General features: G+C 28.0%; 20 protein-coding genes and 1 riboswitch. Of the genes, 17 read left to right on the top strand and 3 right to left on the bottom strand.

Going from position 1 to position 15852, the window contains the following annotated elements; translation table 11 throughout:
- Positions 1-100 precede the first annotated feature (100 nt).
- Together HUU89_RS14980 and HUU89_RS14985 are read right to left on the bottom strand one after the other, a co-directional pair.
- Positions 101-541 carry an HAD-IA family hydrolase gene (locus HUU89_RS14980; protein WP_317992331.1) on the bottom strand — a complete coding sequence of 147 codons (441 nt, stop codon included), beginning with the start codon at positions 539-541 and terminating at the stop codon, positions 101-103.
- 38 nt (positions 542-579) lie between these two features.
- Positions 580-777: a hypothetical protein gene (locus HUU89_RS14985; protein ID WP_254697728.1), complete on the bottom strand. Its 198-nt coding sequence runs from the start codon at positions 775-777 to the stop codon at positions 580-582.
- Positions 778-956: 179 nt separating this feature from the next.
- Here HUU89_RS14985 and HUU89_RS07725 point away from each other — a divergent pair, with 179 nt between their 5' ends.
- The 13 genes from HUU89_RS07725 (at position 957) to HUU89_RS07785 (ending at position 10692) form a co-directional block, all read left to right on the top strand.
- Complete coding sequence (locus HUU89_RS07725) at positions 957-2438, top strand: DNA methylase (RefSeq protein ID WP_254697729.1); 1482 nt, start codon at positions 957-959, stop codon at positions 2436-2438.
- Complete coding sequence (locus HUU89_RS07730) at positions 2438-2845, top strand: YolD-like family protein (protein WP_032089767.1); 408 nt, start codon at positions 2438-2440, stop codon at positions 2843-2845. Before HUU89_RS07725 ends, HUU89_RS07730 begins: the two co-directional genes overlap by 1 nt.
- A gap of 63 nt (positions 2846-2908) precedes the next feature.
- Complete coding sequence (locus HUU89_RS07735) at positions 2909-3181, top strand: DUF2624 family protein (protein WP_032089768.1); 273 nt, start codon at positions 2909-2911, stop codon at positions 3179-3181.
- A gap of 73 nt (positions 3182-3254) precedes the next feature.
- Positions 3255-3872 (top strand): LiaF transmembrane domain-containing protein, encoded by a 618-nt coding sequence (locus HUU89_RS07740; protein ID WP_175301453.1) that lies wholly within the window; start codon positions 3255-3257, stop codon positions 3870-3872.
- A gap of 14 nt (positions 3873-3886) precedes the next feature.
- The gene (locus HUU89_RS07745; RefSeq protein WP_175301454.1) at positions 3887-5089 is read left to right on the top strand and encodes a class I SAM-dependent rRNA methyltransferase; all 1203 of its coding nucleotides are present in this window, start codon (positions 3887-3889) and stop codon (positions 5087-5089) included.
- Between the two features lie 99 nt (positions 5090-5188).
- Complete coding sequence (locus tag HUU89_RS07750) at positions 5189-5437, top strand: transcriptional regulator (RefSeq protein WP_022002329.1); 249 nt, start codon at positions 5189-5191, stop codon at positions 5435-5437.
- A 184-nt stretch (positions 5438-5621) separates the two neighbouring features.
- Positions 5622-6980 carry an MATE family efflux transporter gene (locus HUU89_RS07755; RefSeq protein WP_175301455.1) on the top strand — a complete coding sequence of 453 codons (1359 nt, stop codon included), beginning with the start codon at positions 5622-5624 and terminating at the stop codon, positions 6978-6980.
- 78 nt (positions 6981-7058) lie between these two features.
- Positions 7059-7667, top strand: coding sequence for a helix-turn-helix domain-containing protein (locus tag HUU89_RS07760; protein ID WP_175301456.1), 609 nt, complete (start codon positions 7059-7061; stop codon positions 7665-7667).
- A 44-nt stretch (positions 7668-7711) separates the two neighbouring features.
- A complete protein-coding gene (locus HUU89_RS07765) occupies positions 7712-8110 on the top strand; it encodes a C-GCAxxG-C-C family protein (protein ID WP_032089773.1) in 399 nt (132 codons plus the stop codon).
- Positions 8103-8594, top strand: a complete 492-nt coding sequence (locus HUU89_RS07770) for an HD domain-containing protein (protein ID WP_175301457.1) — start codon at positions 8103-8105, stop codon at positions 8592-8594. The genes HUU89_RS07765 and HUU89_RS07770 overlap by 8 nt, the downstream gene beginning before the upstream one ends.
- Before the next feature lie 130 nt (positions 8595-8724).
- Positions 8725-9540 carry a Cof-type HAD-IIB family hydrolase gene (locus tag HUU89_RS07775; RefSeq protein ID WP_175301458.1) on the top strand — a complete coding sequence of 272 codons (816 nt, stop codon included), beginning with the start codon at positions 8725-8727 and terminating at the stop codon, positions 9538-9540.
- A 28-nt stretch (positions 9541-9568) separates the two neighbouring features.
- Positions 9569-10072, top strand: a complete 504-nt coding sequence (locus HUU89_RS07780) for a GNAT family N-acetyltransferase (RefSeq protein ID WP_118661997.1) — start codon at positions 9569-9571, stop codon at positions 10070-10072.
- Positions 10069-10692, top strand: a complete 624-nt coding sequence (locus tag HUU89_RS07785; protein WP_175301459.1) for a pentapeptide repeat-containing protein — start codon at positions 10069-10071, stop codon at positions 10690-10692. The genes HUU89_RS07780 and HUU89_RS07785 overlap by 4 nt, the downstream gene beginning before the upstream one ends.
- Positions 10693-10716: 24 nt before the next feature.
- On the opposite strand, the gene HUU89_RS07790 is transcribed toward HUU89_RS07785, so the two are convergent.
- On the bottom strand, positions 10717-11733 hold the full coding sequence (locus HUU89_RS07790) for a M42 family metallopeptidase (RefSeq protein WP_175301460.1): 1017 nt from the start codon (positions 11731-11733) through the stop codon (positions 10717-10719).
- A gap of 106 nt (positions 11734-11839) precedes the next feature.
- Positions 11840-12008, top strand: a riboswitch (Lysine riboswitch).
- Positions 12009-12056: 48 nt separating this feature from the next.
- Here HUU89_RS07790 and HUU89_RS07795 point away from each other — a divergent pair.
- The 4 genes from HUU89_RS07795 to HUU89_RS07810 all read left to right on the top strand — a co-directional run bounded on the left by HUU89_RS07795 (position 12057) and on the right by HUU89_RS07810 (position 15783).
- On the top strand, positions 12057-13553 hold the full coding sequence (locus tag HUU89_RS07795) for a Na+/H+ antiporter NhaC family protein (RefSeq protein ID WP_032089777.1): 1497 nt from the start codon (positions 12057-12059) through the stop codon (positions 13551-13553).
- Between the two features lie 51 nt (positions 13554-13604).
- Entirely contained in the window at positions 13605-14282 is a 678-nt protein-coding gene (locus tag HUU89_RS07800) for a Pr6Pr family membrane protein (protein WP_032089778.1), read from the top strand.
- A 169-nt stretch (positions 14283-14451) separates the two neighbouring features.
- Entirely contained in the window at positions 14452-15375 is a 924-nt protein-coding gene (locus HUU89_RS07805; RefSeq protein WP_022002318.1) for an AEC family transporter, read from the top strand.
- Between the two features lie 9 nt (positions 15376-15384).
- Positions 15385-15783: a GNAT family N-acetyltransferase gene (locus HUU89_RS07810; protein WP_175301461.1), complete on the top strand. Its 399-nt coding sequence runs from the start codon at positions 15385-15387 to the stop codon at positions 15781-15783.
- Positions 15784-15852 lie beyond the last annotated feature (69 nt).

A 15852-nucleotide genomic window follows, 5' to 3' on the forward strand; every position in this document is an offset into this window, starting at 1 on the left:
CGGCGAAGATAGTACATTGTGCGAAAATAGCTCGTTGCCAGTTCCTTCTTTTTTTTACGTTTTTTTATTCATCAAAAAAGGTTCTCCTATATGAGAACCCTTATAACATATTTTCTAATTCTTTTAAATCATGGATAATATAATCAATTTTTATGGATGCTTTATCATGTTGTGGATTATACCAACATGTATCAATTTGTGCATTTATACCGCCTTGCATATCACTTGTAAGAGAATCACCGATAATAAGTGCTGTATCTTTATCAAAGTGTTCAATATGTCTAAAACAGTAATCAAAAAACTCAATTTTAGGTTTTTGGTATCCAATTTCTTCAGATATAAAAATATCTTTAAAATATTTATTTAAATCTAATAACTTTAATCGATTATATTGTGTACTAGCCACGCCATTTGTCACAACATAAAGATCATATTTTTTAGAAAGATATTCTAATATTTCAATGGCATGTTTAATCAAATACGTACCATGCCCTAAATTCCATTGATATTCATCTTCAAATGCAACACCATCTTCATTAATTCCAAGTTTATTAAATAATTTAACAAAACGCGTATAAACTACTGTTTTTTATCAATTAATCCTAATTCAAAATCTTTCCATAATTTTGAATTTATTTCTTCATAAATTTCAAATATTTCTGATGTTAATTCTAAATGATGATCACTAAATGTTTTATGCATAGCATAGTCTTCAGCTTTTTTAAAATCAAGTAAAGTACCATCTATATCAAATAAAAGTGTTTTATATTCTTTCATAAATTCCTCCTAGGTCTTTATTATATAGAAAAGTTTAAAAAAATAAATAAAAAAGTGTATACACCATAAATAATCAGTTAAATATTATTTATAAAATAACTTATTACTTTTTTTGAATTTTTGTTATATATTTAGATAAGATATTTTACTATATTTTTATGAAAGAAAGGAGATGCAAAATGGGCATTTTTTTAGCGATAGATCTTAAATCATTTTATGCTTCTGTCGAATGTATTGAAAAAGGTTATGATCCTTTAGATACAAATCTTGTTGTTGCTGATGCTAGCAGGACAGAAAAAACAATTTGTCTAGCTGTTTCTCCTTCTTTAAAGAAATATGGTATTTCAGGTAGAGCAAGATTATTTGAAGTAATCCAAATCATTAACAAAGAAAATAATAAAAGGTTAAAAGAAAGTCATTATTTTAATGGTGAATCATGCTTAGAAAGTAAACTACAAAAAAATAAACATTTAAAAATAGCTTATGAAATAGCAACTCCAAGAATGTCCCATTATATGAAGTGGAGCCAAGAAATATATAAAATTTATCTTAAATATGTTTCTCCTGAAGACATTCATGTTTATTCAATTGATGAAGTTTTTATGGATATAACACATTATACTCACATTTATCAAAAAACACCTAAAGAGTTAGCTTCCCAAATTTTAAGTGATATTTATGAAACAACAGGCCTTATAGCGACAGCAGGAATTGGTACGAATTTATATTTATGTAAAGTCGCAATGGATATAGTTGCTAAGCATATAAACAAAGATGATAATGGGCAACGTATTGCCTTACTTAATGAAGAAAGATATCGAAAGTATTTATGGAATCATCGTCCAATCACTGATTTTTGGCGAGTAGGGAAAGGATATGCTAAAAAATTAGAAAAAGAAGGACTTTATACAATGGGAGATATCGCAAAATGTTCACAAGGTGCAGAGAATGAATATTATAATGAAAAACTTCTTTATGATTTATTTGGTGTTAATGCTGAGTTACTTATTGACCATGCATGGGGTTATGAATCATGTACAATGAAAGATATTAAAAATTATAAACCCGAAAGAAATAGTATTGGAACAGGTCAGGTATTAAGTCGTCCTTATAATTTTGAAAAAACAAAATTGATTGTTAAAGAAATGTTAGATTTGTTAGCACTTGATTTAGTAGAAAAAGGATTAGTAACCAATCAAATTGTTTTAACGATTGGTTATGATAAAGATAATGAATATCATGGAGAAATGATGATTGATCGTTATAATCGAAAGATTCCTAAACATGCACACGGAACAATCAATTTAGAGCGTTATACTTCATCATCAAAATTGATAATTAAAGAAGTAATAAAGAAATTTGATGAAATAGTAAATAGGAATTTATTGGTTAAAAGAATCAATATTTCAGCATCCAATGTTTTATATGAAGATAAAGTAAAAGATATGATTTATCATCAACAATTGAATTTATTTACAAATCATCAAAATATAAATCAAAAATATGAAAAAGAATCTTTAGAAAAAGAAAAGAATTTACAAAAAGCAACTCTTAAAATCAAACAAAAATATGGTAAAAATGCAATTCTTAAAGGAATGAATTTAGAAGAAGGAGCAACAACAAGAGAAAGAAATGAAATTATAGGGGGACATAAAGCGTAATGGCCACAATCAAAAATATTCATGATTATAGTGATATCATAAATCTTCCTTATAAAAAATCTAAAAAGTATAAACATATGTCTCAAAAAAATCGTGCAGCACAGTTTGCTCCTTTTGCTGCTCTTACAGGACATAAACAACTTATTCAAGAAACCCAAAGGCTAACAGAAGATAAAAAGGAGCTTGATGAAAATAAAAAAAGTATTTTAAATCAAAAATTACTTTATTTTATAGAAACTAAAGAAAAGATAAAAATTACTTACTTCAAAAAAGATCAAAAAAAATCAGGTGGAGATTATTTGACGACCATTCAAAGAATAAAAAAGATAGATTCAATTTATCAAACAATTACTCTTCAAAATGGTCAAATTATTAAAATGGAAGACATTTATGAAATCGAACAATAGGTCATATTCGTTGAATCCCTTATTTATTAGAGATATAATATTTGTAAGAAAGAAGGGGTGAATATGAAGGATATGAACGCATTAAATCATAAGTTACAAACCATGACAAGAAAGGAGTTAGGGGCAATTTGTAAATCACATAATTGTAAAATCAATGATGATAATTTATCGATTGCTTTACATTTGATGAAGAATAATCCTTCATCAATCCTAATCGAAGAATATCAAATTATATTTCTTATTGAATTAAAGAAAGAAACTTCTAAAGAAATATCAGATGAATTCGAAGATATCTTAAAACATGATTTCATTCATGAAATCGAATTACTTCATTAATAGCACATAAGTGCTATTTTTGTTTAATCAAAATGCTATTTATATGCTATAATGATGAATTGAGGAGAAATTTATGAAAAAAATTGAAAATACCGTTATAGGCCTTATTTTGATCATTATTGGAGTTATTATCGGACTAAATGCTTTTCATATTACAAATATAGATTTATTCTTTGATGGATGGTGGACATTATTTATTATTGTTCCTTGTTTTTTTGGTTTATTTAAAGATCAAGATAAAACAGGAAACATCATAGGTTTGATTGTAGGTATCTATTTATTGCTTTATTGTCAAGGATTAATAAATTTTCAATTTGCATGGAAATTAGTGGTTCCTGTTATCTTTGTATTAATAGGATTGAAAATGATTTTTAAAGATACTTTTAATAAAAAGAAACCTCGTCAAAATATTTATGATAATCAGTTATATACAGGTGGAAATTATGATGTTACTTTTAATGGATTGATATTAGATTTATCAAATGCTTATTTAAATGAGAAAACGAACATTACGATTTCAACTTTGTTTGGTGGGGTTGATTTATATTTGCCAGATGATGTAAATATTCAAATACAATCATCTAATTTTTTAGGTGGTGTCGATCTTCATAAAAGAGAAAATAAAAGAGAAAATACAAAAGTTATTTATCTTAATGCACGTTGTATTTTTGGTGGTATAAATATTAAATAAAAGGAGTCAATAGAATGGAAAGAAATTATCCAGAAATTATTATTTCAGATGAAGGTGTTACTTGGCTTGATAAAGGTCAAATGTGGATGTATAAAAATAATTTAGAACAATGTGATCCTCAAATAAAAAATGGTGAACTTGTTGATATTGTTACAAATAAAGGAAGATATTTAGGAACAGGTTTTATTTCTTTAAAAAGTCATATTACGGTACGTATTTTATCTAAAGATAGAAAAGAAATAATTGATCGTGAATTTTTTAAAAAGAGAATTCAACAAGCTTATGATTTTAGAAAAACTGTTGAAGGAGATAATTTATCTAATTGTCGTTTAATTTTTGGAGAAGCTGATTTATTACCTGGACTTGTGATAGATCGTTATAATGATATTTTAGTAAGTCAAATCAGTTCTTATGGTTTAGAACAAATTAAAGATATGATTTATGAAATTGTTTTAGATGTCTTAAAAGCAGATGGAGAAGATGTTAAAGGTATTTATGAAAGAAATGATATCCAAATTAGAACTAAAGAAGGTTTAGAACAATATAAAGGCTATTATAAAAATAAAGATTTACCTACACAAACAATTATTAATGAAAATGGTTTATTATTACATGTAGATGTTGAAAATGGACAAAAAACAGGATATTTTTTAGATCAAAAATCAAATCGTTATTTACTTAGAAAAATTGCTCATGGAAAACGTGTCGTTGACTGTTTTAGTCATACAGGTGGTTTTGCCTTAAATGCTGCTATGGGAAATGCTAGTCATGTTGTTTCTGTTGATGTTTCTAAAACAGCATTAGATCAAGGCTATCAAAATGCTAAACTTAATCATTTAGAAGAAAAAATTGATTTTGTACAAGCAGATGTCTTTGATTATTTAGATGAATTAAAAGAAAATGAATTTGATATAATTGTTTTAGATCCACCAGCATTTACGAAATCAAGAAGAACTGTTCAAAAAGCTTATAATGGTTATAAAAGAATCAATAAACAAGCAATGAAAGTTTTAAAAAATGGAGGATATCTTATTACATGTAGTTGTTCACGTTTTATGGAAACAGCTAATTTTGAAAAAATGTTAAGAGAAGCTGCAAGTGAAGCAGGCGCTGTTTTAAAACAAGTTTCTGTTACTCAACAAAATGCAGATCATCCTATTTTATGGACAATGGAAGAAACATCTTATTTAAAATTCTATATTTTCCAAATTATTTAAGAGTTAGATTTTTTCTGACTCTTTTCTAAATTATTTCCTTGGAAATAATTTATTGCAACAAAATAACAGAAAGAATATAATACATATTGGGTGAAAAAGATGGATAAAAGTACAAATGCGGTTGCTTATGCACCGGGATATTATATTCGAGATATACTTACAACTTTAAATATCTCTTATAACGATTTTGCACAAAAGATGGATATGAATCTAGATGAAGTGACACAACTTATTTTAGGGGAATGTGAACTTAATGAAGAAATTGCTAAAAAATTAGAAGCATTCTTTCATGTGGAGGCATCACGTTGGCTTACTTTAGAAAAGCAATATCGTATGACAAAGAAATGATTTCATTTCTTTTTTCTTTGTCAAAATATGCTTTATAAGCATAATATTATCTACAATAAAAGTATTGGAATAATAAAAATAAAGAAGATAAAATATCACTATACATTTAAGTTATAGTAGATTGCACAATTATTATTGTACATCTTGAATTAAAAGAAATAGAATAGTAAACAGGAGGGATAATATGAAGAAAAAGAAAACATTTGATATGTTAAATGGTTCTATTTGGAACAAGCTCATACTTTTTGCTTTACCATTAGCAGCAAGTAGTATTTTACAACAATTATTTAATGCAGCAGATGTTGCTGTTGTCGGAAGTTTTGCAGGAAGTGGGGCATTAGCTGCCGTTGGAGCAAATGGTCCAATCATTAATTTACTTGTTAACTCATTTGTAGGGTTATCAATAGGTGCTAATGTTGTTATTGCATCATTTATAGGACAAAATGATGAAAAGAGAACATCGCTTGCAGCACATACTTCAATTTTAATGTCGGTGATTATTGGAATTGTTTTATTGTTTGTAGGATTCTTTTTCGCAAGACCTATTTTAGAGTTGATGTCAACACCAGATGATATTATTAATCTTGCAGAAGTATATTTAAAAATTTATTTTATTGGGGTTCCTTTTGTCATGCTCTATAACTTTGCTGCAGCTGTTTTAAGAAGTAAAGGAGATACTCAAAGACCACTTATTGCATTATTTATTGGTGGAGTCATTAACATTATTTTAAATTTATTCTTTGTTGTTGTTTTACATATGTCTGTAGAAGGAGTAGCTATTGGAACTGTTGTTTCTAATATCTTTAGTTCTATGATGTTACTTTATTGGTTAATGCATGAAACAGATGCTTTAAGAATTGATTTAAAAGAATTAAAAATTAATGGAAGAATTTTAAAAAGAATTGCGAAAATTGGGGTTCCAGCTGGTTTACAAGGTATGGTTTTCTCTATTTCAAATGTTTGCATTCAATCATCATTAAATGCTTTAGGATCAGATGCTATTGCAGCCAGTTCAGCAGCTTTAAACTATGAATATTTTGCTTATTATATATTAAGTTCATTTGCTCAAGCTGCGGTTACATTTATTGGACAAAATTATAGTGCTAAAAAATATGACCGTTGTAAAAAGATTACACTTCAATCTTTCTTATTAGGGGGAGCAACAACAATGGTTGCTTGTATGATATTTGTAATCTTTGATCATTTCTTTATTAGTTTCTTTACATCAGATGCTTCAGTAGCTAGTTTAGCTTATACAAGAATGAAAATTATTTTACCATTCCAATTCCTTAACATGTCAATTGAAGTTTTCTCAAGTGTAATGAGAGGTGTTGGTTATTCAAGTGTTCCAGCAGGTATTTGTGTTGCGGGAATTTGTGGAGTAAGACTTGCTTACTTATATACAATTTATCCATCAATTGCCTCATACGATCATTTATTAATCATTTATCCAATTAGTTGGTTTGTTACTGTATTAGCACTAGCACTTGTTTATTTCATTCATGTACGCCCAAAAGTTTATCATCATCAAGCAGCCAATTAAGGCTGCTTTTCTTATCTCTACGATGCGTTTGTTTACATTTTGTATGAATATACATAAAATGCAAGTGAGGTGAAAGTTATGAATCAAGAAAAAATAGGAAGTTTTATTGCTCAAAGAAGAAAAGATAAAAAGCTTACACAAGCTAAGCTTGCAAGCTATTTAGGAATTAGTGATCGGACAATTTCTAAATGGGAAAGAGGAAAGGGTCTACCAGATCCTATGTATATGTTAGAACTCTGTCAAATATTAGATATTTCAGTCAATGAGCTGTTAACGGGAGAATTTATCGAAGAAAGAAATTATCAACAAAAAGCAGAAGATAATTTATTAATGATGGCCAATCAAGAAGTAAAACAAACAAAGAAAATGTTCTTTTATGAAAATGTTATTGGCATTGGTTCAACGAGTATCTTTTTGATTTTAATTTTTATGTCTGCTTATTTTGTTGAAAACAGTGTATTAAAAGTCGTCTTGTTTATCTTAAGTTTTATCTTTTTGATTATTGGTGTATCAATTGCTTTAAAAATAGAAACAGAAGAAGGCTATTATGAATGTCAAAAGTGTCATCATAAATATATTCCAAGCTATCAACAAGTTTATTTTGCAATGCATTATGGAAGAACAAGATATATGAAATGTCCACATTGTCAAAAAAGAAGTTGGCAAAAAAAGATTTATTCAAAATAAAAATTCGTTATAATAAAGATATAAAAAGAAAAGGAATTTGAAAGATGAATAAACATATAGAAAAAGCAAAAGAATTAAGAAATGCTACACCCATGGTTCATAATTGTGCACAAACAATTATGGAAGTTTATGCCGATGATTTAGGAATCAATAAAGAACTTGCTAATCATTTGGGATGTAACTTTGGTGGTGGTATGAAATGTGGGAGCGTCTGTGGTGCTATTACCAGTGGTTTAATGATTTTAGGAGCAAGAGGAATTGATTCACCAGCAAAAGTGAACCAATTTATCAAAACAATTTCTAATAATCATCATGGACTTATTAATTGTGCAGATTTACTTAAAGAAAATGCAAAGAATGGTGGACAAAAGAAACCTCATTGTGATGGGATGATTCAAGAAGTAATCGAACTTATTGATCAAATGGAGAAAGAAAATGATTGAAGAAATTGAACAAGGCATGATTTTATATACTCAAGGAAATAAAATCAAACATGATGTTGCCCATTTTTTAAAAGTGCATCAATATGCACGTATTATTGGAAAATTAGAGCATTTAGAAAAAAGAGAACAAGAAATACTCGAAGTAGCTGCTATTGTTCATGATATAGCTTGTCCAATGTGTCGTGAAAAATATGGAAATTCTGCAGGATATTTACAAGAACAAGAAGGACCAGCTTTAGTAAAAGATTTCTTAAAAAATTATTCTTTAGATGAAGCTTTTATTGAACGTGTGGCTTATTTAGTAGGACATCATCATACGTATAAAGATGTAGATGGTTTAGATTATCAAATTTTATTAGAAGCTGACTTTTTAGTAAATGGTGATGAATCGAATTTAACTAAAGAAGCTATCGAAAAAATGAAAAAGAATGTTTTTAAAACAAAAACAGGAATAGAACTATTAAATCATATTTTTGAATTATAAAATATGTTATAATGAAAGTCCTTGGCAGGGGCGTGAAAAAGCAATGTGAAAACATTGTTTTTTCTTTTTAAGAAATAATTTTGTTTTTTATAAAGGCTTTGTTATAATAGTCGCAAAGGTAGGTAGAAAAATGTATAAATTAATAGCATTAGATTTAGATGGAACATTAACAGATAAAAATAAAAATATTTTAGAAGAAACAAAGCAAGAACTTATTAAATTAGCACAAAAAGGTGTTATTATTGTTTTAGCTTCTGGAAGACCAACAGCTGGTATCTTTAAAGAAGCAAAAGAATTAACTTTAGATCAAGTAGGAGGATATTTATTATCTTTCAATGGAGCAAGAGTTTTAGATTATAAAACAAATGAAGTTGTTTATGAACAAACATTATCAAGTGAAGTTGCTCATGAAATGTATGATCGTGCCAAAGCATTTGGTTTATCACCACTTACATATAACGCTACTGAAATCATTACAGAAGATATTGGAGATCATTGGATTCAATTAGAAAGTTTCACAACAAAAATGAATATTAAACATGTTCAAGATTTTAAAAAAGAAGTGAACTTTGATGTCAATAAAGTATTGATCACTGGAGAACCTGCGTATGTGGCTCAAATTTTAGATGAATTCAAAGCTCCATATGAAGGAAAGATGTCTATTTATAGAAGTGATCCTTATTTTATTGAATGTATGGCAAATGGAATTGATAAAGCTGCTTCTTTAGATGTTTTATGTAAGAAATTAGGAATTAAACAAGAAGAAACAATTGCTTTTGGTGATGGTTATAATGATTTATCATTAATTGAATATTGTGGATATGGTGTTGCTATGGAAAATGCTGTAGATGAAGTAAAAGAAAGAGCAAACTACATTACTTTATCTAACAACGATAATGGAATTGCTTATTGTTTAAAACAATTAGAAGAAAAAGGACTTATTTAAACTCTTAAGAAATTAAGAGTTTTTTAAAATGATAAAAAAACAAATCGCTTTTCATAGCACAGAAATAGAAGAAGTATATACCCTTTATCAACAAGCATTTCCAAAAAATGAACAAATGGATTTAACTCGATTATTTGATGAATTACATTTAGGCGCTATTTATGGTTATTATCAAGAAAATCAACTTGTAGGTTTTGCTATTTTATGTATTCAAAGTCAAATAGCGCATATTTTATATCTTGCTGTAAAAAAAGAATATCGTGATCAAGGTATAGGAAGCTATATTCTTAATGATCTAGCAAAACAATATGATTCTAAAAAGATTATTGTAGATATTGAAAAAATTAAAGATACTTCTAATAAAGAGCAAAGAATAAAAAGAAAACAATTTTATTTAAAAAATGATTTTAAAGAAACAGATGTCTTTTATGCTTGGCAAGGAGAAGATTATGTTATTTTAAGTAGAAATGGAATTGTTCAAAAAAAAGAATTTTGGAATTTTTGGGATTCCTTAAAGAAGGAGAAAAAATGAAGTTAGTTGCACCTAAACTATCCTATATAGAAAAAACAAGTTTTGAAGAATGTTTAAAAAAAATGAAATTTCAAGATGTTCATATTGATCAAAATATTCAACAAAGAACAATTATTCAAGATTTAACTTTTGATGGTTGTCTTTTTGAAAATATTGATTTTACTAAAGTTTCATTAAAGCATCTTGATTTAATAGATGTTACTTTTGATAAATGTGATCTATCAAATCAAAATTTTGATCATCAATATTTAAATCGTGTACAATTTAAAAACTGTAAATTAACAGGAACTTCTTTTATTGAAACAAATTTAAAAGATGTTTTATTTGATCATTGTCAGGGACGTTATAGTAATTTATCATCAAGTCAATTGTTCAATGTTATGTTTGATCATTGTGATTTACAAGAAGCATCATTTTATGATGCAAACTTAAAAAAAATACAATTTAATGAAACAAATTTAATACAAAGTGAACTTGCTTCATTACATCATAAAGGATTAGATTTATCTACATGTCAAATACAAGGGGCAATGTTTGATCTAGCAAGTTTAAAAGGATTGATTATTAATGATTTTCAAGCTGTAGATTTAATAGGGATCCTTGGTGTTAAAGTAAAATAAAAATGTTGTCATTTGGCAACATTTTTATGCTATATAAGCAAGTAATAATTTTAAAGTATTTTCTACAGCTTGAAGATGTGTTCTTTCCATACCATGACTAGCTGCTACACCTGGGCCAATTAAAGCGCCTTTAATATTTTGACCACCACGTAAAGCGGCTGAAACATCACTGCTGTAATAAGGATAAATATCAATAGCGTATTGTAACTGATGCGTACTTGCAAGTTCAATGAGTTTAGAAGTTAAATCATAATCATAAGGTCCACTACCATCTTTAGCACAAATACTGACATCATATTCACTACAAGCTAAATCTTCACCAATACATCCCATATCTACAGCAATCAATTCATCAATATTAGGATGAATATAACTACTTCCGTGTCCTACTTCTTCATAAGTAGAAATAATAACAATGAGATTATATTTGGGTTTAATATGATTATTAGCTAAATGCTTAAGCATTCCAAATAAAATAGCGACAGACATTTTATCATCTAAAAAACGTGATTTAATAAAACCAGATGCTGTAATTTCAGTTTTAGGATCATAAGCAATATAATCACCATTTTGAATACCTAAAGCTTGTACATCTTCTTTATTTTTAACTACTTCATCAATTCTTACATGCATATTTTCACAATCTCTTGGTGCACTTTTAGCATCTTTATAAACATGAACAGCAGGATAATTAGAAAGAATTGTTCCTGTATAACATTTACTACTTCTTGTATGAATACGACAATATTCACCATCCAATGTAGGAATAATTGGACCACCAACATTTGTAAAAGCTAATGTGCCATCACTTTTAATACTTCTAACCATTAATCCTAAAGTATCCACATGACCACAAAATCCTACTGTATAATCATCTTGACCTTCAACATAAATTTCTAGATTTCCTTTATTTGTTTGATGCGTATGAAATCCTAAATTCTCAGCTTCTTTTTGACAATGGTGAATGACTTCTTTGGTATATCCAGAAGGACTATCAATTGCCATGATTTCTTTTAAAAAGTTTATGATATAATCATTCATTTTACTACCTCCTAAAGGTATTATATCATAATAAATTGTACTTGATTTCATACAATTTGATTGACAAGTATGTTGGACTTTGTTATTCTTGAAAAGACAAAATAGAAGAATTGGTAGAGGTGCATGAATCAAGAGTAATTGTTGATAATGTTTGGTGACAGTCAACAATGAAAGGGAAACGTGCCGAAGAAAATAACAGCACCAAATGTTATTTATCTGGGAAATTATAAAATATATAATTTCTTGTCACTTTTTAGTGGAGAGCTATCTTGTATGTAAAGTACTTTGATATTCTCAAGGTACTTTTTTTATGGAGGGAAAGAATGAATTATGTAAAGACAATATGGGCTTTATTACCGCCTGTAATCGCAATTATTTTTGCTTTAAAAACAAAAGAAGTTTATATTTCATTACTCATTGGAATTGTTTCAGGAACTTTATTACTAACAAATTTTCATCTTGTTGAAAGTTTAAATTTATTGTTTGATACAGTTGTTAATTGTTTAAGTAAACCTTCTAATATTGGAATTTTAATATTTTTAGTAATGTTAGGAATTATTGTGACTTTAATGACTAAAAGTGGAGGAAGTCAAGCTTATGGAAAATGGGCTAAAAAGAAGATGAAATCTTCTAAACAATCTTTGTTTTCTACTTTTATTTTAGGCGTTGTTATCTTTGTTGATGATTACTTTAACTGTTTAACAGTTGGAAGTGTTATGCGTGAAATCACAGATGAATTTAAAGTTTCAAGAGCAATGCTTGCCTATATTATTGATAGTACAGCAGCACCTGTTTGTATTATTGCACCTATTTCATCATGGGCTGCAGCTGTAAGTGGTTATACCTCAGGGGATGGTTTTCAATTGTTTTTAAATACAATTCCTTTTAATCTTTATGCTCTTTTAACAATTGTCATGGTTTGTTATGTTATTGGCAGTGAGTTTCATCTTGGAAAAATGAAAAAACATGAATTAGCTGCTCAAAATGGCGATGTTTGTTTTGGGGATGATTCTTATCAGACAAATGAAGAAATTTCTTATAATCAAAAGGGGAAAGTTCTAGATTTGATTTTACCTGTTATTGTTTTAATTATGAGTTGTATTATTGGGATGATTTATACTGGAGGATTCTTTGATGGAAAAGATTTAATTACTGCTTTTAGTCAATGTGATGCTTCAAGAGGGCTTGTTTATGGTACATTTGTTACTTTGATCTTTGTCTTTATTTTATATATTCCAAGAAAAATTATTTCTTATAATGAATTTGTAGAATGTATTCCTGAAGGTTTTAAAGCAATGGTTCCGTCTATTTTGATTTTGGTTCTTGCATGGTCTTTAGGAGATTTAGTTTCTAATCAGTTACAAGCAGGGGCATTTGTTTATAATACGTTACAATCTGCTTCTATTTCAACAGCTATTTTACCAGCATGTTTATTTATTGTTGGGGCAGGTCTTTCTTTTTCAACAGGGACATCTTGGGGAACTTTTGGTATTTTGATTCCGATGGCAACTTCTTTATTTCCAGAAGGATCAACAATGTTGGTGATTTCCATTGCTTCCATTCTTGCAGGTGCCGTTTGTGGTGATCATATTTCACCTATTTCAGATACGACAATTATGGCTTCTACAGGGGCGCAATGTAATCATCTTTATCATGTAACCACTCAAATTCCATATGCCTTAGTTGTCGCAAGTGCTTGTTTTATAGGATATCTTGTTGCTGGATTTACACAAAATGTATTATTAACATTATTTGTTGCTTTTGTTTCATTAAGCATCATTATTTTTGTAATTCGTCTTTATCAAAAAAAGAGTTCATAAAAACATTTGAACCTCAAAATATATTGTGGTATAGTGTTGCGGGTGATAAAAATGAAAAAGAGTAAGATATCTTTAATAATGAAAATCATTGCAGTAGTCGCATCTCTTTATGGAATGTTACAATCATTAGATCATTGGATGTTTTTTACGTATTTTACGAATTTATCCAATATCTTTATAGATATTATGTTAGTGATTTTCATTATTTATGATCTAAAAAAAGCAAAATATATACCACAAGGGATGTACCTTATTAAATTTATGGCAACGATTTCCATTACATTAACGTTCTTTGTTTATATGTTGTTACTTGCACCAACGAATAGTCAGGGATTTATTGGTGCCTATTTAAATAATGGAGCAGGAAGTTTATGTGTACATTTCATTACACCAGTTCTTGCTATTATTGATTTTCTATTATTTAGTGAACACTATAGACCAGATGAAAAACATGTTTATTATTCAGTAGTACCACCACTTGTTTATGTAGGTTATGTGATTGTTTTAGGAAATGTTTTTCATATAAGATGGTACAAGGATATGTTGGCTCCTTATAATTTTTTAAATTATGGTGCACCAACAGGATGGTTTGGATTTGATTTATCTTTATTAGGTTCAAAAACATTAGGTATTGGAACTTTCTATATGATTGTTGTTTTATTAATTATTTTTATTGGTTTAGGTACTTTATTTTTAAAATTAAAGAGAACAAAGAAAGATTTATATTAATCTTTGTTAGATTAATTAAAAGATTGTAATAATTTGGGATTACCCCTTTTATTACAATTTTTTTGTTATGATACACAGGCAAAAATGATAATATTTTAGTTTTTTGAAAAAAACAAAAGAAAAAATTGAATTGTGATAAGATAGTAAGGATTTATAGAGGGGGAAATTTATGGATATCATGGTTGTCTTTCAAACAATGTTAAAATTGTTTTTATTACTTATTTTAGGATTTGTTTTATTTAAATGTCATATTTTTGATGAATATACAAATAAAAAAATATCAGCTTTAATTGTCAATGTTGCTTCACCAATGTTGATTATTAGTTCTATTGCGGGGGTTGAAGGAAGTAATAAAAGTATTGTCTTTTTAATGATAGGTGCAGGTATTTTAATGTATATCGGTTTTATTATTTTAGGGAAAATCATTAATCGAATCTTTCCATTTCCTAAAAAAGATTGGCCTGTTTATGAATGTATGGTCGTTTTTGCGAATACAGGATTTATGGGATATCCTGTTTTATTAGATGTTTTTGGACAAGAAGCTGTTTTCTATGCATCACTTATTCATATGGCTTTTAACTTTTTTGTGTATACATACGCTATTATGTGTCTAACAAAAGGAGACGATAGTGAATTTAAATTAAATTTTAAACAATTATTAACACCAGGAATTATTTTGATTTTTGTAGGAATATTTATTTACTTGTTCGATATTCAACTTCCTAGTGTACTTATGGATACGATTAATAGTGTTGGTTCACTTACAGCTCCACTTTCAATGATGATGATTGGTTCATCATTAGCTGTTTATCCTATTAAAGATAGTTTTACAGATTGGCGTAGTTATGTCTTTGCTTTTGTTCGTTTAATGATTGTTCCTTTTGTAACAATGATCATGTGTCGTTTATTACACATTGATGCTTATTACGCTAATATTACAATTATTACAAATGCGATGCCAGTAGGATCAATGGTTTTAATGCTGGCAACACAATATAATGCAAATGTAAAAATCGTTACAAGAAATATTGTTGTTTCAACTTTATTATCAGTGATTACAATTCCAATTGTTGTCGCAACAATGTTATTATAGGAGAAAAATATGAATTATAAAATTTATGATCAATTGCCTCAAGAAGCAAAAGAAATTAGAATTAAAGTTTTTATGGAAGAACAAGGATTTAAAGATGAATTTGATGATTTAGATGATCTTTGTCAACATCTTGTTGTTTTTGGAAATAATCAACCGATAGGAACATGTCGTTTTTATTATGATGAATCTTTAAAGTCAAATGTGCTTGGAAGAATTGCAGTTATTAAAGAATATCGAGGAAAAAAAGTAGGACAATATATTGTTAAAACTGCCTGTTCTTTAATTCAAGGAAATGTTTGTTTACATGCGCAATTACAAGCTAAACCTTTTTATGAAAAATTAGGCTTTAAAGCTTATGGTAAAATAGATTATGATGAATATTGTCCCCATACATGGATGAAAAAATAAAAGAGACATCAACTTTAAGATTATATTCTTAAGTTGATGTTTTTTATTTTGCATATAATTTTTGTGTGT

The sequence above is a fragment of the Faecalibacillus sp. H12 genome (assembly GCF_013361255.1).
GTDB lineage: Bacteria > Bacillota_I > Bacilli_A > Erysipelotrichales > Coprobacillaceae > Faecalibacillus > Faecalibacillus intestinalis.